The sequence below is a fragment of the Streptomyces sp. NPDC050997 genome, from assembly GCF_040660135.1.
Lineage (GTDB): Bacteria > Actinomycetota > Actinomycetes > Streptomycetales > Streptomycetaceae > Streptomyces.
The window spans coordinates 1-15,027 of the sequence record NZ_JBFAGK010000004.1; the positions used below are offsets into that span (position 1 = coordinate 1).

The 15,027-nt window shown below is 68.4% G+C and carries 14 protein-coding genes, 1 rRNA gene and 1 riboswitch; of the genes, 12 read left to right on the forward strand and 3 right to left on the reverse strand.

Annotated elements, in window-relative coordinates; genetic code table 11:
* The 11 genes from rrf to AB0H86_RS09975 all read left to right on the forward strand — a co-directional run.
* A 5S ribosomal RNA gene (gene rrf, locus AB0H86_RS09925) occupies positions 1 to 95 on the forward strand; the annotation flags it as partial.
* Between the two features lie 110 nt (positions 96 to 205).
* Entirely contained in the window at positions 206 to 826 is a 621-nt protein-coding gene (locus AB0H86_RS09930) for a CDP-alcohol phosphatidyltransferase family protein (protein ID WP_362435311.1), read from the forward strand.
* Between the two features lie 103 nt (positions 827 to 929).
* Positions 930 to 3,425: a mannose-1-phosphate guanyltransferase gene (locus tag AB0H86_RS09935; RefSeq protein ID WP_362435314.1), complete on the forward strand. Its 2,496-nt coding sequence runs from the start codon at positions 930 to 932 to the stop codon at positions 3,423 to 3,425.
* 167 nt (positions 3,426 to 3,592) lie between these two features.
* Complete coding sequence (locus AB0H86_RS09940; RefSeq protein WP_362435321.1) at positions 3,593 to 4,429, forward strand: DUF881 domain-containing protein; 837 nt, start codon at positions 3,593 to 3,595, stop codon at positions 4,427 to 4,429.
* Positions 4,426 to 4,758, forward strand: a complete 333-nt coding sequence (locus tag AB0H86_RS09945; protein ID WP_003988855.1) for a small basic family protein — start codon at positions 4,426 to 4,428, stop codon at positions 4,756 to 4,758. Before AB0H86_RS09940 ends, AB0H86_RS09945 begins: the two co-directional genes overlap by 4 nt.
* A 5-nt stretch (positions 4,759 to 4,763) precedes the next feature.
* A complete protein-coding gene (locus AB0H86_RS09950) occupies positions 4,764 to 5,600 on the forward strand; it encodes a DUF881 domain-containing protein (RefSeq protein ID WP_362435325.1) in 837 nt (278 codons plus the stop codon).
* Positions 5,601 to 5,661: 61 nt separating this feature from the next.
* Entirely contained in the window at positions 5,662 to 6,621 is a 960-nt protein-coding gene (locus AB0H86_RS09955; RefSeq protein ID WP_362435328.1) for an FHA domain-containing protein, read from the forward strand.
* Between the two features lie 43 nt (positions 6,622 to 6,664).
* Positions 6,665 to 7,402 carry a MerR family transcriptional regulator gene (locus AB0H86_RS09960; RefSeq protein WP_362435331.1) on the forward strand — a complete coding sequence of 246 codons (738 nt, stop codon included), beginning with the start codon at positions 6,665 to 6,667 and terminating at the stop codon, positions 7,400 to 7,402.
* Positions 7,403 to 7,487: 85 nt separating this feature from the next.
* A complete protein-coding gene (locus AB0H86_RS09965) occupies positions 7,488 to 7,961 on the forward strand; it encodes a bifunctional nuclease family protein (protein ID WP_004002801.1) in 474 nt (157 codons plus the stop codon).
* A 259-nt stretch (positions 7,962 to 8,220) separates the two neighbouring features.
* Positions 8,221 to 8,865, forward strand: a complete 645-nt coding sequence (locus AB0H86_RS09970; protein WP_362435334.1) for a MerR family transcriptional regulator — start codon at positions 8,221 to 8,223, stop codon at positions 8,863 to 8,865.
* A 58-nt stretch (positions 8,866 to 8,923) separates the two neighbouring features.
* Positions 8,924 to 10,306 carry a DNA polymerase IV gene (locus AB0H86_RS09975; protein WP_362435337.1) on the forward strand — a complete coding sequence of 461 codons (1,383 nt, stop codon included), beginning with the start codon at positions 8,924 to 8,926 and terminating at the stop codon, positions 10,304 to 10,306.
* 135 nt (positions 10,307 to 10,441) lie between these two features.
* Here AB0H86_RS09975 and AB0H86_RS09980 read toward each other — a convergent pair whose 3' ends face one another.
* Complete coding sequence (locus AB0H86_RS09980) at positions 10,442 to 10,636, reverse strand: hypothetical protein (protein WP_362435340.1); 195 nt, start codon at positions 10,634 to 10,636, stop codon at positions 10,442 to 10,444.
* Positions 10,637 to 10,773: 137 nt separating this feature from the next.
* Complete coding sequence (locus AB0H86_RS09985) at positions 10,774 to 11,145, reverse strand: PRC-barrel domain-containing protein (RefSeq protein ID WP_362435343.1); 372 nt, start codon at positions 11,143 to 11,145, stop codon at positions 10,774 to 10,776.
* A gap of 114 nt (positions 11,146 to 11,259) precedes the next feature.
* Positions 11,260 to 11,356, forward strand: a riboswitch (glycine riboswitch).
* 176 nt (positions 11,357 to 11,532) lie between these two features.
* Here AB0H86_RS09985 and gcvP point away from each other — a divergent pair.
* Complete coding sequence (gcvP, locus tag AB0H86_RS09990; RefSeq protein WP_362435345.1) at positions 11,533 to 14,418, forward strand: aminomethyl-transferring glycine dehydrogenase; 2,886 nt, start codon at positions 11,533 to 11,535, stop codon at positions 14,416 to 14,418.
* Between the two features lie 120 nt (positions 14,419 to 14,538).
* On the opposite strand, the gene AB0H86_RS09995 is transcribed toward gcvP, so the two are convergent.
* Positions 14,539 to 14,958, reverse strand: coding sequence for a TOBE domain-containing protein (locus tag AB0H86_RS09995; protein ID WP_362435348.1), 420 nt, complete (start codon positions 14,956 to 14,958; stop codon positions 14,539 to 14,541).
* Between the last annotated feature and the right edge of the window lie 69 nt (positions 14,959 to 15,027).

Consider the following 15,027-nt stretch of genomic DNA (forward strand, 5'->3'; position numbering starts at 1 on the left):
AAACGCCCGGTTACATTTCGAACCCGGAAGCTAAGCCTTACAGCGCCGATGGTACTGCAGGGGGGACCCTGTGGGAGAGTAGGACGCCGCCGAACTCCTTTTAGAGCTCTGGCTCTTGGGCACACAAGCCCAAGGGCCAGAGCTTTTTTGCGTTGGGGTAAGGTCAGGGAGCATCGTTGGCACGTTTCCCACAGGAGGCCCCCGGGTGGAGGTCCAGGAGACCCGCGTACAGACGGACCGGGTCCTCACCATCCCCAACATCCTCAGCATGGCGCGTCTCGCAGGCGTGCCGCTCTTCCTGTGGCTGATTCTCAGGCCTGAGTTCGGTGGTCCCGAGAGTGACGGCTGGGCGCTCCTGGTGCTGGCTCTCAGCGGCGTGAGCGACTACCTGGACGGCATGCTGGCCCGGCGATGGAACCAGATCAGCAGCCTCGGCCGGCTCCTCGACCCCGCGGCCGACCGGCTCTACATTCTCTCGACTCTTGTAGGTCTCACCTGGCGCGAGATTCTGCCTATTTGGTTGACCTCTGCACTTCTGGCGCGAGAGCTGGTGCTGTTGGTGATGGTGGGCATCCTCAGGCGTCACGGCTATCCGCCGCCGCAGGTGAACTTCCTGGGCAAGGCCGCCACCTTCAACCTGATGTACGCGTTCCCGCTGCTTCTGCTCAGTGACGGAAGCGGATGGCTTCCGTCACTCGCTGCTGTTTTCGGATGGGCGTTCGCCGGATGGGGTACAACGCTGTACTGGTGGGCAGGAGTCCTCTACGTGGTACAGGTCCGCCGTCTGGTTCGTGCGGACGCCATGGCCGACCGAACTCGCCCGTAGCCGTGGCTGTATCAGCCGGATGGCCCGCGCGGGAAAAGTGCGGGACAATCTGGACGGGTGGAGTCGGCTAGACCGTCATCTTTTAGAGGAGGACGCTTCCGACATGAAGGCCGTCGTGATGGCCGGAGGCGAAGGCACGCGCCTTCGCCCTATGACCTCAAGCATGCCCAAGCCGCTCCTGCCAGTAGTCAACCGGCCGATCATGGAGCACGTTCTGCGGCTGCTCAAAAGGCATGGGCTCAACGAGACTGTCGTCACCGTCCAGTTCTTGGCCTCACTGGTCAAGAACTACTTCGGTGACGGTGAGGAGCTCGGTATGGAGCTCACCTATGCTAACGAGGAGAAGCCACTCGGTACCGCCGGAAGCGTCAAGAACGCCGAAGAGGCGTTGAAGGACGATGCTTTCCTCGTCATCTCCGGTGATGCCCTGACCGACTTCGATCTCACTGAGCTCGTCAATTTTCACAAGGAAAAGGGCGCGCTGGTCACAGTCTGTCTGACGCGTGTACCCAACCCCCTCGAATTCGGCATCACCATCGTCGACGAGGAGGGAAAGGTCGAGCGCTTCCTCGAGAAGCCGACCTGGGGACAGGTTTTCTCGGACACAGTGAACACCGGCATCTATGTGATGGAGCCCGAGGTTTTCGACTATGTCGAGCCCGATGTGCCCGTCGACTGGTCCGGCGATGTCTTCCCGCAGTTGATGAAGGAGGGCAAGCCGGTCTACGGCTACATCGCGGAGGGCTACTGGGAGGACGTCGGTACTCACGAGAGCTATGTGAAGGCTCAGGCCGACGTCCTGGAGGGCAAGGTCGACGTCGAGATCGACGGCTTCGAGCTCTCCCCAGGGGTATGGGTGGCCGAGGGCGCCGAGGTGCACCCCGACGCCGATCTGCGTGGGCCCCTCTATATCGGGGACTACGCCAAGGTCGAGGCCGGTGCGGAAATCCGTGAGCACAGCGTCGTAGGTTCGAACGTCGTCGTGAAGAGCGGGGCCTTTCTGCACAAGGCCGTCGTTCACGACAACGTGTACATCGGGCAGCACAGCAACCTGCGGGGCTGTGTCGTCGGAAAGAACACCGACATCATGCGCGCGGCCCGGATCGAGGACGGCGCGGTCATCGGGGATGAGTGCCTGATCGGCGAAGAATCGATCGTGCAGGGCAACGTACGGGTCTACCCGTTCAAGACCATTGAGGCCGGCGCCTTCGTCAACACGTCTGTCATCTGGGAGTCCAGGGGGCAGGCGCACCTCTTCGGCGCGCGCGGTGTCTCTGGGATCCTCAACGTGGAGATCACGCCGGAGCTGGCGGTTCGTATCGCCGGCGCCTACGCCACCACGCTCAAGAAGGGCTCGACCGTCACCACGGCCCGAGACCACTCCCGTGGCGCCCGGGCGCTCAAACGGGCGGTGATCTCCGCGCTGCAGGCCAGCGCCATCGACGTACGAGACCTGGAGAACGTACCGCTGCCCGTAGCCCGTCAGCAGACCGCGCGGGGCAGTGCCGGCGGGATCATGATCCGGACCACGCCCGGGGTGCCGGATTCCGTGGACATCATGTTCTTCGACGGGCGCGGGGCTGACCTCTCGCAGGGCAGCCAGCGGAAGTTGGACCGGGTGTTCGCACGCCAGGAGTACCGGCGAGCGTTCCCGGGTGAGATCGGGGACCTGTACTTTCCGGCGAGTGTCTTCGACTCGTACACCGGTTCGCTGTTGCGGAACGTCGACACCACGGGTATCGCCGAGTCGGGACTCAAGGTCGTCGTCGACGCATCGAACGGTAGTGCGGGCCTGGTGCTTCCCAGTCTGCTCGGCAAGCTCGGGGTGGACTCGCTGACCGTCAATCCGGGTCTCGACGAGTCCAGGCCGACAGAGACGGCGGACATGCGTAGGTCGGGGCTGGTCCGCCTCGGTGAGATCGTGGCGTCCTCGCGTGCCGCGTTCGGGGTGCGCTTCGACCCCGTCGGCGAGCGGCTGTCCCTGGTGGACGAGAAGGGCCGGATCATCGAGGACGACCGGGCACTGCTCGTCCTGCTCGACCTGGTGGCCGCGGACCGGCGCAGTGGCCGGGTGGCCCTGCCGGTGACCACCACGAGGATCGCCGAGCAGGTGGCGGCGTATCACGGTACGCAGGTGGAGTGGACGACGACCTCTCCCGACGATCTGACCCGGGTCGGGCGCGACGACTCGACGATCTTCGGTGGTGACGGCAAGGGTGGCTTCATCGTCCCCGAGTTCAGCAGTGTCTTCGACGGTACGGCGGCTTTCGTACGGCTGATCGGGCTGGTGGGGCGGACGCAGTTGACACTGAGCCAGATCGACGCGCGGATTCCGCGGGCGCACGTCCTCAAGCGGGATCTGGCGACTCCCTGGGCCGTCAAGGGACTTGTGATGCGACGAGTCGTCGAGGCGGCCGGAGATCGTTTCGTGGACACCACCGACGGGGTGCGGGTGGTGGAGACCGACGGGCGTTGGGTGATGGTGCTGCCGGACCCGGCCGAGGCGGTCACGCATCTGTGGGCGGAGGGGCCGGACGACGCCTCCGCGCAGGCCCTGCTCGACGAGTGGTCGGCGGTCGTGGACAGCGCAGGGCGCTGAGACGCATAACACACGTGCGTGCCGGACAAGTGTCCCCAAGGGGGCCTGTCCGGCACGCCGGTGGGGCCATTCGGAGGTAGTGGTCGCGACGTGCGACGATGTGCGGCATGCCGCAGCAGCCCCCCGTTCGGAGCACCCCCACGCGCGCGTCGCGTCCGGACGCGTCCATGTCGCTGCTCACCAATGTCATGGATCACAGCCTCGACGAGGGGTATGCCGAGGCTGCGGCGCGGAAGAAGGCCGAAGGCACGGGTGGCATGCCCAAGACCCTTCGAGCGAAGCTCGGGCTCGCCGCCGGCCTGGTGCTCGCGGCCCTCGTCGTGACCGTCGGAGCGGCTCAGGCGCGAGTGGCCGCGCCTGTGGTCGCCAAGGAGCGCGAGGAACTGGTCGACAGGATCGACCAGGAGACCGAGGCGGCGGATGGGCTTGAGGACACCGTCGACAAGTTGCGCGGCGACGTGAGCACACGGCAGCGCGAAGCGCTCAAGAAGAGCGGCGAGAGCGACCAGGCCGAACTCATGGACCTCCTTTCGGGGGCCACCGAAGTGCACGGTCCTGGCGTGAAACTGGTCGTGGACGACGCCAAGGAAGCCACCACGGGAGGCGACGGTGATCCGCGCGAGACCGCGGGGTTCTCCGACACCGGGCGCGTGCGTGACCGCGACATGCAGCGCGTGGTCAACGGGCTGTGGGCGTCGGGCGCCGAGGCCGTCTCCATCAACGGACAGCGATTGACCGCCCTGTCGGCGATCCGCGCCGCGGGTGACGCGATACTGGTCGACAACAAGCCGCTCGTACCGCCGTATACCGTGCTTGCCGTGGGGGACGGGAAAAGGCTGAGCACCAGGTTCCAGAACAGCGCCGACGGGCTGTATCTGCACGCCCTTCAGGAGAACTTCGGCATCCGGACCGCCATCTCCGCGGAGGGGGACCTCCGGCTGCCCGCCGCACCGAGTGTGATCGTACGTACAGCACAGCCGAGAACTGAGAAGGGCACATCGTGATCGCCGTACTGGGCCTCGTCGTGGGAGTCGTGGCCGGCCTGTTGGTCCGGCCCGAGGTTCCGGCGGTCGTCGAGCCTTATCTGCCGATCGCCGTCGTGGCGGCACTGGACGCGGTCTTCGGAGGTCTGCGGGCCATGCTCGACGGCATCTTCGACGACAAGGTCTTCGTCGTGTCGTTCCTGTCGAACGTCGTCGTGGCCGCGTTGATCGTGTTCCTGGGCGACAAGTTGGGTGTGGGTGCCCAGCTGTCGACCGGTGTCGTCGTCGTGCTCGGGATCCGTATCTTCTCGAACGCTGCCGCGATCCGCCGGCACGTCTTCCGGGCATGAGGCCGATGAGCAACCAGGACGAGACCCCCGACAACGGGCTGCGCGAGGAACTCCCCGAGGAATCGCCCGCCGGGGCCGTGCCGCGGGCGGACGAGGCCGACGCTCAGGGGCAGCCGGGGCTGACCGGGCGCGAGCGACTGGCGAAGGGGCTGTGGCCGCCGCGCGTCACCCGGGCCCAACTCATCGTGGCCGTGCTGCTGTTCGGGCTGGGCTTCGGCCTGGCCGTTCAGGTCGCGTCGAACAGCGACAGCGACAGCGCGCTGCGGGGCGCGCGCCAGGAAGATCTTGTGCGCATCCTCGATGAACTGGACGACCGTACTCAGCGTCTTGAAGACGAGAAGCAGGGCCTCGAGAACCAGCGCGACGAGCTGGAGAACAGCTCTGACCAGGCCGAGGAAGCTCGCAAGCAGACGATCGAGAAGGAGAGGCAGCTCGGGATCCTCGCGGGCACGGTTGCCGCGCAGGGGCCCGGCATCACGATGACCATCGACGACACGAAGGGGACGGTCGAGGCGGACATGCTGCTCGACGCGATCCAGGAGCTGCGCGCGGCCGGCGCGGAGGCGATCCAGGTGAACGGCGTGCGAGTCGTCGCGGGGACCTATCTGACGGATTCCGGCAAGGGCGTGCGCGTCGACGGGAACAAGATCAACACTCCTTTTCGTTTCAAGGTCATCGGCAAGCCGCAGGACCTCGAACCGGCGCTCAACATCCCCGGAGGCGTGGTGCAGACTCTTGAGAAGGAGCAGGCCACCGCGACCGTCGAGCGGTCGGACAAGATCGTCGTAGACGCCTTGCGAGCGGCGAAGCGGCCTGACTACGCTCGGTCGTCCTCGCAGTGAACCGGGGGTGCATGGGGGAGGTCCGGCCAGGGCATGAGGTTGCGGGGGGTCGGCGCACCGAATGGGTGGTGCGTGGTGGAAACTGTCTGGTGGTTACGGACGTTGTGAGGGTGTCCGGGTCGACCGGTGTGTTCAATCAGGGTTCGTCCTGCCCCACGGGCGGGTCTGTTTCGGTCAAGGGGAATCGCCCGTGAAGTTGTTTGCGAAGTTGTTCGGAAAGAGCGCGCGAGAGGGCAGCGACAATGCGACCGCCCGCCATCGCGCACAGCCTGACGCGGAGGGCCAGCGCCCGCTGTACCGGGACCAGGTCGGTGGCCCGGGGGGTGACGTTTCGGGAGGTCAGGGCGCGCCGTCTGTTGACCCTGCCCAGTCCGGAGGCATAGGTTTCGGGCAACCGTCAACCTCAAGTACGGGTGGAGGGTTTTCCGCCGACCCGTACGCGTCCAACGCCCCTGGCGGGCAGCCGCGGCAGGAGGATCCGTCCATGTCGGCCCTGGTATGTACGAGGTGCGGTAACCGCAACGCGGAGAACAGTCGCTTCTGCTCCAACTGCGGTGCGCCGCTGCGGCCCGGTGCGACGCCCGAGCGGCCCTCCGAGACCACGTCCACGATCTCCATCTCCGGGCTTGAGGCCTACGACGCCGAGGCCACCGGCCAGACGCAGATGCCCATGCTCTCCCCGGAGGCACAGGCGGCCGTCGACGCGCTGCCGCTCGGCTCCGCGCTCCTGGTGGTGCGCCGTGGCCCGAACTCGGGCAGTCGCTTCCTGCTGGACGGCGACCTGACCACGGCCGGCCGTCACCCGCAGAGCGACATCTTCCTGGACGACGTGACGGTCTCGCGTCGGCATGTGGAGTTCCGCCGTGTCCCGGACGGCTCGTTCACGGTGGCCGACGTGGGCAGCCTGAACGGCACGTATGTGAACCGCGAGCGGATCGACCAGGTCGCTCTGAACAACGGTGACGAGGTGCAGATCGGCAAGTACCGGCTGGTCTTCTACGCGAGCCAGCGGGGTTACTGACCCTCCTCCGGACACTGTCCGGGGGGACCCCAAGGGAAGGTCCATGCTTCATACACCGAGCGGCGGTGCCGGGCACGGTACCGCCGCCACGGACAGTGGCCTGATGAGCATCGGCACGGTGCTGAACGTGTTGCGCGACGAGTTTCCCGAAGTGACCATCTCCAAGATCCGTTTCCTGGAGTCGGAGGGGCTCATCGAGCCGCAGCGGACGCCCTCGGGGTATCGCAAGTTCACTGTCGACGACGTCGAGCGCCTCGGACACGTCCTGAGGATGCAGCGGGACCACTATCTGCCGCTCAAGGTGATCCGGGACCACTTGGACGCCATGGAGCGCGGTGAGGCCGTACAGCTGCCGGTTCTGGGACGTCACAGGGACGGCGAGGTCGTCCTTGAGGCCACCGCGGGGCCCACGGCGGCCCGCATCGGACGGGCCGAGCTGCTCGCCGCCGCGGAGATCGGCGAGGAGGAGCTGCGGGAGTGGGAGTCGTACGGGCTCATCGCGCCGTTGCCGGACGGGGCGTACGACGCCGAGGTCGTCACCGTGGCTTCGCTCGTCGCCGAACTGGGCAGGTTCGGGATCGAGCCGCGGCACCTGCGGGTGATGAAGGCCGCCGCCGACCGCGAGGCCGGACTGGTGGACCAGGTGGTGGCCCCGCTGAAGCTCCATCGCAATCCGCAGACCAGGGCGCACGCCGAGGCCCGTGCGAAGGAGCTGGCCGGACTCACGGTGAAGCTGCACGCGGCGCTGGTGCAGATCGCTCTCGGGGTGCGGCTGCCCTGAAGTGGGCCGTGTCGCGGAGGCCGGATCGGCCACCCGTTTTCTGCCCGACTACCCAAACGTCCCGGGCACGGCCTAGGGTTGCTGTGTGAACGAGCTCGATGTCGTAGGTGTCCGGGTGGAAATGCCCTCCAACCAACCGATCGTGCTCCTGCGCGAAGTGGGAGGCGACCGCTACCTCCCCATCTGGATCGGGCCTGGGGAGGCTACGGCGATTGCCTTCGCGCAGCAGGGCATGGCCCCCGCGCGACCGCTGACGCACGACCTGTTCAAGGACGTGCTGGAGGCCGTTGGCCAGGAGCTCACCGAGGTGCGCATCACGGACCTGCGTGAAGGTGTCTTCTACGCGGAGCTGGTGTTCGCCAGCGGGGTCGAGGTGAGTGCCCGGCCGTCCGACGCCATAGCGTTGGCCCTGCGCACCGGAACGCCGATCTACGGCAGTGACGGAGTGCTCGACGACGCGGGTATCGCGATTCCCGACGAGCAGGAGGACGAGGTGGAGAAGTTCCGCGAGTTCCTCGACCAGATCTCGCCCGAGGACTTCGGCACCAGCAGCCAGTGAGCGGCGACGGGCCCGGCGGATGAGCAGTCCCGCCGGGCCCGTCCACGTCCGTTGACGCCTCAGATACCGGCATTTGCCAGCGGCCCGTGAGAGCGTCCTGCGGCCCGCTCCGAGAGCATTCGGCTAGCCTTTCCCCGCGGTGGGGCACGGGAAACCACTCTTAGGGTGATTATCACTCGGCGTGCCGAGTGTGGCGATCGTTGACGCACCCCCGGTGACTGCCTACCGTCGAGAGGGCAGGTCAAGGACGGAGGTCGGCGTGAGCAGCAGCGGCGACGGTACGGCTGGGGGTGCCCCCGGATGGAGTCTCGGGACGAGCGGTCCGTACCCGCTTCACAGCAACGCGGCCGATCACGCTCCGCAGCGACCGACGGCCGTGCCGAGCAGCGGAGGGACGACGTCCATGGCGTCCGAGCAGATCGGCTACCGTGGTCCGACGGCCTGCGCGGCCGCCGGCATCACCTACCGGCAACTGGACTACTGGGCCCGCACCGGCCTTGTGGAGCCGAGCGTGCGGCCCGCCTACGGGTCCGGGACACAGCGTCTGTACAGCTTCCGGGACGTCGTCATCCTGAAGATCGTCAAGCGCTTCCTGGACACCGGTGTGTCGCTGCAGAACATCCGCACCGCGGTCCAGCATCTGCGTGAGCGTGGATTCCGCGACCTGGAGCGCATGACCCTGATGAGCGACGGCGCCACCGTCTACGAGTGCACCACGCCCGACGAGGTCCACGCACTGCTCCAGGGCGGCCAGGGTGTCTTCGGGATCGCCGTCGGTGTGGTGTGGCGGGACGTGGAGAGTGCCCTCTCACAACTGCACGGCGAGCGGGTGGACACCGGCGAGACGCTCGTCGGACACAACCCCGCGGACGAGCTGGCGCGGCGCCGCAACCGGGCGGTCTGAGCGCCGTCCTCGCTCTTCGGGCGGGGCATTGTCAGTGGCGTAGGGCAGCATCGGAGATGTGAGAAACGCGCCCACGATCCTGCATCTCGACATGGATGCCTTCTTCGCCTCGGCGGAGCAGGCGTCCAAGCCGAGTCTGCGGGGGAAGGCCGTCGTGGTGGGCGGGCTGGGGCCGCGCGGGGTGGTGGCCACAGCGTCGTACGAGGCACGGGTCTTCGGGGTGCATTCGGCGCTGCCGATGGCCCAGGCGAGGCGGCTCGCGCCGAACGCCGCGTATCTCGTGCCGCGCTTCGCGTTCTACCGGTCGATCAGCGAGCAGGTGATGGAGCTGCTCAGGGGGCTGTCGCCGCTGGTGGAGCCGCTGAGCCTGGATGAGGCGTTCGTGGATCTGGAGGCCGGGGGAGCGGCCTGGGACGAGGAGTCGGCGCGGCTGGCCGGGGTGAAGCTGCGGGCGGACATACGGGCTGTGACCGGGCTGACGGGGTCGGTGGGGCTCGCCGCCTCCAAGATGCTGGCGAAGATCGCCTCGGAGCAGGCCAAGCCGGACGGGCTGGTGCTGATCGAGCCTGGGACCGAGCGGGGGCTGCTGGGGCCGATGTCGGTGCGGATACTGCCAGGGGTGGGCCCTGCGACGGGGGACCACCTGCGGCGGGCGGGGATCCACACCGTCGAGGAGATCGCCGAGGCGGGTGAGGACGAGCTGGTGAGGCTGCTGGGCAAGGCGCATGGACAGTCGCTGTACGCGATGGCGCTGGCGCTCGACGAGCGGCCCGTGGTGGCGGAGCGTGAGACGAAGTCGGTGTCGGTGGAGGACACGTACGACGTCGACATCCATGACCGTGTTCGGGTGGGGCTGGAGGTCCAGCGGCTGGCGGACCGGTGTGTGCGGAGGCTGCGGGAGGCGGGGTTGTCCGGGCGGACCATCGTGCTGAAGGTGCGACGGTACGACTTCTCCACGCTGACCCGGTCCGAGACGCTGCGGGGGCCCACGGACGATCCGGCGGTGGTGCGGGAGGCGGCCGCGCGGTTGCTGGACTCCGTCGACACGACCGGGGGTGTGCGGTTGCTCGGGGTGGGGGTCAGTGGGCTGGCCGACTACACGCAGGAGGATCTGTTCGCGCAGGCGGCGGGGGAGCGGATGGACGCCGGTGCGGTCGAGGAGGCCGACGACATGCCCGAAGCGGAGCCGAAGGCGCCGGTCGAGCGGCGGTGGCCCTCGGGACACGATGTGCGGCACACCGAGTACGGGCACGGGTGGGTGCAGGGAAGCGGGCTCGGGCGGGTCACCGTGCGGTTCGAGACGCCCGACTCGGAGCCGGGGCGGGTGCGGACGTTCCGGATCGAGGATCCGGCACTGGAGCCGGCGGAACCGTTGCCGTTGGTGCGGGAGCGTTCTGAGGCCGGTGAGGCTTCGGTGGGCGGGGTTGCCGGGCCGGGGTGAGTGCGGGGTCAGTGCGGGGTGGGGCGGGTCACTCGGCACCGGAGGGATGCCGGGCTGGACTGCTTGGGCCAGCCGTGTCGTCCAGGTCGTGGGACTGTCCGCTGTTGGGCTGGACGGTCGGACGGATGTCCGTGGTCAGTGGATGACTGCGCGTCGGCTGGAGGGGGCGAGCGGGCGAGTACGGGCCGGGCCGACCAGGTGCGGGTCGGTGAGTGCGGTCGTGTGCTCGGACTGGCTTGCCGCGCCGGGGGCCGCTGCCTGGTGGCGTCGGCTCGGCGGCTGTGTCGGGGGCTGCGCGCTGTGACGGTGGTGCCAGGTCTGGGTGGTCACGGCGGCTCAAGGTGCGAGGAGGGGGGCAGGGCCGGATGGGTGTATCGCGGGAGGCCGTATGCGTGGGGCTCAGCGTGTTGCGGGCGCGGCCGGCTGGTCGGCGACGCCGGCGTCAGGGTGCGCGGACGGCGCGGGTGTCAGGACTCGTCCGTGTTCGCCAGTTTGCCGAAGTCGTGGTCCGGGAGCGGAGGCGGGGCGGACAGGTCGAGACCGTAGTGGTGGTACAGCTGGAGTTCCTGTTCGGGCGAGAGATGGCGGCCCACGCCGAAGTCGGGGGCGTCCTTGATCAGGGCCCGGTCGAAAGGGACGCGCAGGGCGCCCTCGACCAGTTCGCTGGGCTCCAGGGGGACGAAGGCGTCCCTGCTGAACAGACCGGTGCGTATGGCCGCCCACTCCGGTACGCCGGTCGCGTCGTCGAGGTAGACCTCGTCGATCGTGCCGATCTTGGTGCCGTTGCGGTCGAACGCCTTGCGGCCGATCAGGTTGCGCGGATCGATGTCGGTCTGCACGGGCCCTCCATTTAGTGACAACTCATCCGTAAGCACCACAAAAGAGCACAATCGGGGAGGTGGCCACTCGAACGCTCAAGCGCTGACCTCGCTGGTAGGCTGGCAAGCGGCTGCTGACCCTGTGCGGGAGAGTCCTTCGGACACCATCCGGAGGCGCCGAAGGAGCAAATCCTCCCCGGAATCTCTCAGGCCCCCGTACCGCATGGACGAGGTCACTCTGGAAAGCAGGGCGGATGTCGACGGCTTCCGCTCTCACCGACGGTGAAAGCCGGGCACCCTCGGGTGGTCCGGTGAAGCTCTCAGGTCGAGATGACAGAGGGGGAGGCTGTTCGGGTACCCGTGCCGTGGTGCCCCTCGAAGGTCGTGTCAGACCAGGAGGCCTCCGCAATGACCGCCCACCGCAGTCCGCTTTCCGAGCTGGAGCAGGGAATTCCGTTCGAACAGCGCCACATCGGGCCTGACCAGGAAGCGCGGGCGAAGATGCTCGCCCAGGTCGGGTACGGCTCGCTGGACGAGCTCACCGCCGCAGCGGTGCCGGACGTGATCAAGAACGCCGACGCGCTCGATCTGCCGGGCGCGCGTACCGAGGCCGAGGTGCTGGCCGAGCTGCGTTCGCTGGCCGACCGGAACCAGGTTCTCGACTCCATGGTCGGCCTCGGGTACTACGGGACCTTCACGCCGCCCGTCATCCTGCGCAACGTGATGGAGAATCCGGCCTGGTACACGGCCTACACGCCCTACCAGCCCGAGATCTCCCAGGGGCGCCTGGAGGCGCTACTGAACTTCCAGACCATGGTCGCCGAGCTCACCGGGCTGCCGACCTCCGGTGCCTCGCTGCTCGACGAGGGCACCGCGGCGGCCGAGGCGCTGGCACTGTCGCGGCGCATGGGCAGGAACAAGAAGGGTCTCTTCCTGGTCGACGCGGACACACTGCCGCAGACCGTCGCCGTGATCCGGACGCGGGCCGAGCCGACCGGCGTCGAGGTCGTCGTCGCGGACCTCGGTGACGGCATTCCGGCCGAGATCGCCGGGCGTGAGATCAACGGCGTGCTGATCCAGTACCCGGGCGCCTCCGGTGCCGTACGCGACATCGAGCCGCTCATCGAGCAGGCCCACGAACTCGGCGCGCTCGTGACGGTCGCCGCCGACCTGCTGGCGCTGACGCTGCTGAAGTCCCCGGCTGAGCTCGGTGCGGACATCGCCGTCGGGACGACCCAGAGGTTCGGGGTGCCGATGGGCTTCGGCGGGCCGCACGCCGGATACATGGCGGTGCGCGAGAAGTTCGCGCGCAGCCTGCCCGGGCGGCTGGTGGGAGTGTCCGTCGACGCCGACGGGAACAAGGCCTACCGGCTGGCCCTGCAGACGCGTGAGCAGCACATCCGGCGCGAGAAGGCGACCAGCAACATCTGCACCGCGCAGGTGCTGCTCGCCGTGATGGCCGGCATGTACGCCGTCTACCACGGGCCCGAGGGTCTCAAGGGCATCGCGCGGCGCACCCATCGATACGCCACGATCCTCGCCGCGGGCCTGACGGCCGGCGGGGTCGAGGTCGTGCACGGTTCCTACTTCGACACGCTGACCGCCCGGGTGCCCGCACGGGCCGCCGAGGTCGTCGCGGCCGCGCGCGAGAACGGCGTCAACCTGTGGCTCGTGGACACCGACCTGGTGTCGATCGCGTGCGACGAGACCACCGCGCGGGCCCAACTGGCCGCCGTGTGGGCCGCGTTCGGGGTAGAGGGGGACATCGAGGCACTCGACGCCGCCACCGAGGACTCCCTTCCCACCGCGCTGCTGCGCACCGACGACTACCTCACGCACCCCGTCTTCCACCAGTACCGCTCCGAGACCGCGATGCTGCGCTACCTGCGTCGGCTCGCAGACCGCGACTACGCCCTCGACCGCGGCATGATCCCGCTGGGCTCCTGCACCATGAAGCTCAACGCGACCACCGAGATGGAGCCGGTCACCTGGCCCGAGTTCGGACAGCTCCACCCCTTCGCGCCCGCCGAGCAGGCCCAGGGCTACCTCACGCTCATCCGTGAGCTGGAGGAGCGTCTCGCCGAGGTCACCGGGTACGACAAGGTGTCGCTGCAGCCCAACGCCGGTTCGCAGGGCGAGCTGGCGGGGCTGCTCGCCGTACGCGGATATCACCGGGCCAACGGGGACGAGCAGCGGACGGTGTGTCTGATTCCGTCGTCGGCGCACGGCACCAACGCCGCCAGTGCCGTGATGGCCGGGATGAAGGTCGTCGTCGTGAAGACCGCCGAGGACGGCGAGATCGACGTCGAGGACCTGCGGGCGAAGATCGAGCAGCACCGGGACGAGCTGGCGGTGCTGATGATCACGTACCCCTCCACGCACGGTGTGTTCGAGGAGCATGTCGCGGACATCTGCGCGCAGGTGCACGAGGCCGGCGGCCAGGTGTATGTCGACGGTGCCAACCTCAACGCCCTGGTGGGGCTGGCCAAGCCGGGGCACTTCGGCGGGGACGTCTCGCACCTGAACCTGCACAAGACCTTCTGTATCCCGCACGGCGGCGGCGGTCCGGGCGTCGGCCCGGTGGGTGTGCGCGCGCACCTGGCGCCGTATCTGCCGAACCACCCGCTGCAGCCCGCGGCCGGGCCGGAGACCGGAGTCGGGCCGATCTCCGCCGCGCCCTGGGGCTCCGCCGGGATCCTGCCGATCTCGTGGGCGTATGTGCGGCTCATGGGCGGGGAAGGACTCAAGCGGGCCACGCAGGTGGCGGTGCTCTCCGCGAACTACATCGCCAAGCGGCTGGAACCGCACTTCCCGGTGCTCTACACCGGCCCGGGCGGGCTGGTCGCGCACGAGTGCATCATCGACCTGCGGCCCCTGACCAAGGCGACCGGTGTGAGCGTCGACGACGTCGCCAAGCGGCTCATCGACTACGGGTTCCACGCACCGACGATGTCCTTCCCGGTGGCCGGGACGCTGATGATCGAGCCGACCGAGTCCGAGGACCTGATCGAACTCGACCGGTTCTGCGCGGCGATGATCGCCATTCGTGCGGAGATCGAGAAGGTCGGCTCGGGCGAGTGGCCCGTGGACGACAACCCGCTGCGGAACGCGCCGCACACCGCGGGCACGCTCGGCGGGGAGTGGGAGCACGCGTACACGCGTGAGGAGGCCGTCTTCCCGGCCGGTGTGTCGGTGGCGGACAAGTACTGGCCGCCGGTACGCCGCATCGACCAGGCTTTCGGCGACCGGAACCTGGTCTGCTCCTGCCCGCCGCTGGACGCGTACGAGGACTGACCTGTCGTAGACGGAAGGGCTCCGTCCGGTCGCACACCGGGCAGAGCCCTTCCGTGTCAGGAGCCCTTCTGTGTCAGGAGCCCTTCTGTGTCACGGGGCGTGCGGTGCGACACGGTGGTGTCACGCGGTCGCCAGGGAGACCTCGGTCGACTTGATCAGGGCGACGACCGGGATGCCGGTCGTGAGGCCGAGGTCCGTGACGGCGTCCCTGGTGATCACCGCGGTCAGGTCGGCGCCCTCGACGGTGATCCTGACGGCGGCCATGGCGCCGCCGGTCGCGATGTCGCGGACCGTGCCGGGCAGTTGGTTGCGGATGGACAGGCCGTCGACCGGTGCGGTGGCCAGGGAAACCTCCGTCGACTTCACCAGGGCGCGTACGGCCGTTCCCGCGGCGAGGCCCAGGTCCTCGGCGGCTTCCAGGGTGATCGCGGAGGTGAGGTCCTGGCCGCCGGTCAGGCGGACCTTGACCGTTGCCATCACCTCTCCCGGCGTGATGGCGGTGACGGTGCCGGAGAGCTGATTGCGGATGCTCAGGCTCATGGGGAGGCCTCACTGGGGGTGGGGTGGCGTGGGGTGCGGGGGTCCGGGAATCCCACCGTAGCCGCCTGA

What these genes read in the sequence shown, in the direction of transcription:
- AB0H86_RS09960 (WP_362435331.1), top strand. Translation starts at nt 6,665, where the DNA reads ATGCTTCATACACCGAGCGGCGGTGCCGGGCACGGTACCGCCGCCACG.
- AB0H86_RS09950 (WP_362435325.1), top strand. Translation starts at nt 4,764, where the DNA reads ATGAGCAACCAGGACGAGACCCCCGACAACGGGCTGCGCGAGGAACTC.
- AB0H86_RS09935 (WP_362435314.1), top strand. Translation starts at nt 930, where the DNA reads ATGAAGGCCGTCGTGATGGCCGGAGGCGAAGGCACGCGCCTTCGCCCT.
- AB0H86_RS09955 (WP_362435328.1), top strand. Translation starts at nt 5,662, where the DNA reads ATGGGTGGTGCGTGGTGGAAACTGTCTGGTGGTTACGGACGTTGTGAG.
- AB0H86_RS09995 (WP_362435348.1), bottom strand. Translation starts at nt 14,958, where the DNA reads ATGAGCCTGAGCATCCGCAATCAGCTCTCCGGCACCGTCACCGCCATC.
- AB0H86_RS09940 (WP_362435321.1), top strand. Translation starts at nt 3,593, where the DNA reads ATGTCGCTGCTCACCAATGTCATGGATCACAGCCTCGACGAGGGGTAT.
- gcvP (WP_362435345.1), top strand. Translation starts at nt 11,533, where the DNA reads ATGACCGCCCACCGCAGTCCGCTTTCCGAGCTGGAGCAGGGAATTCCG.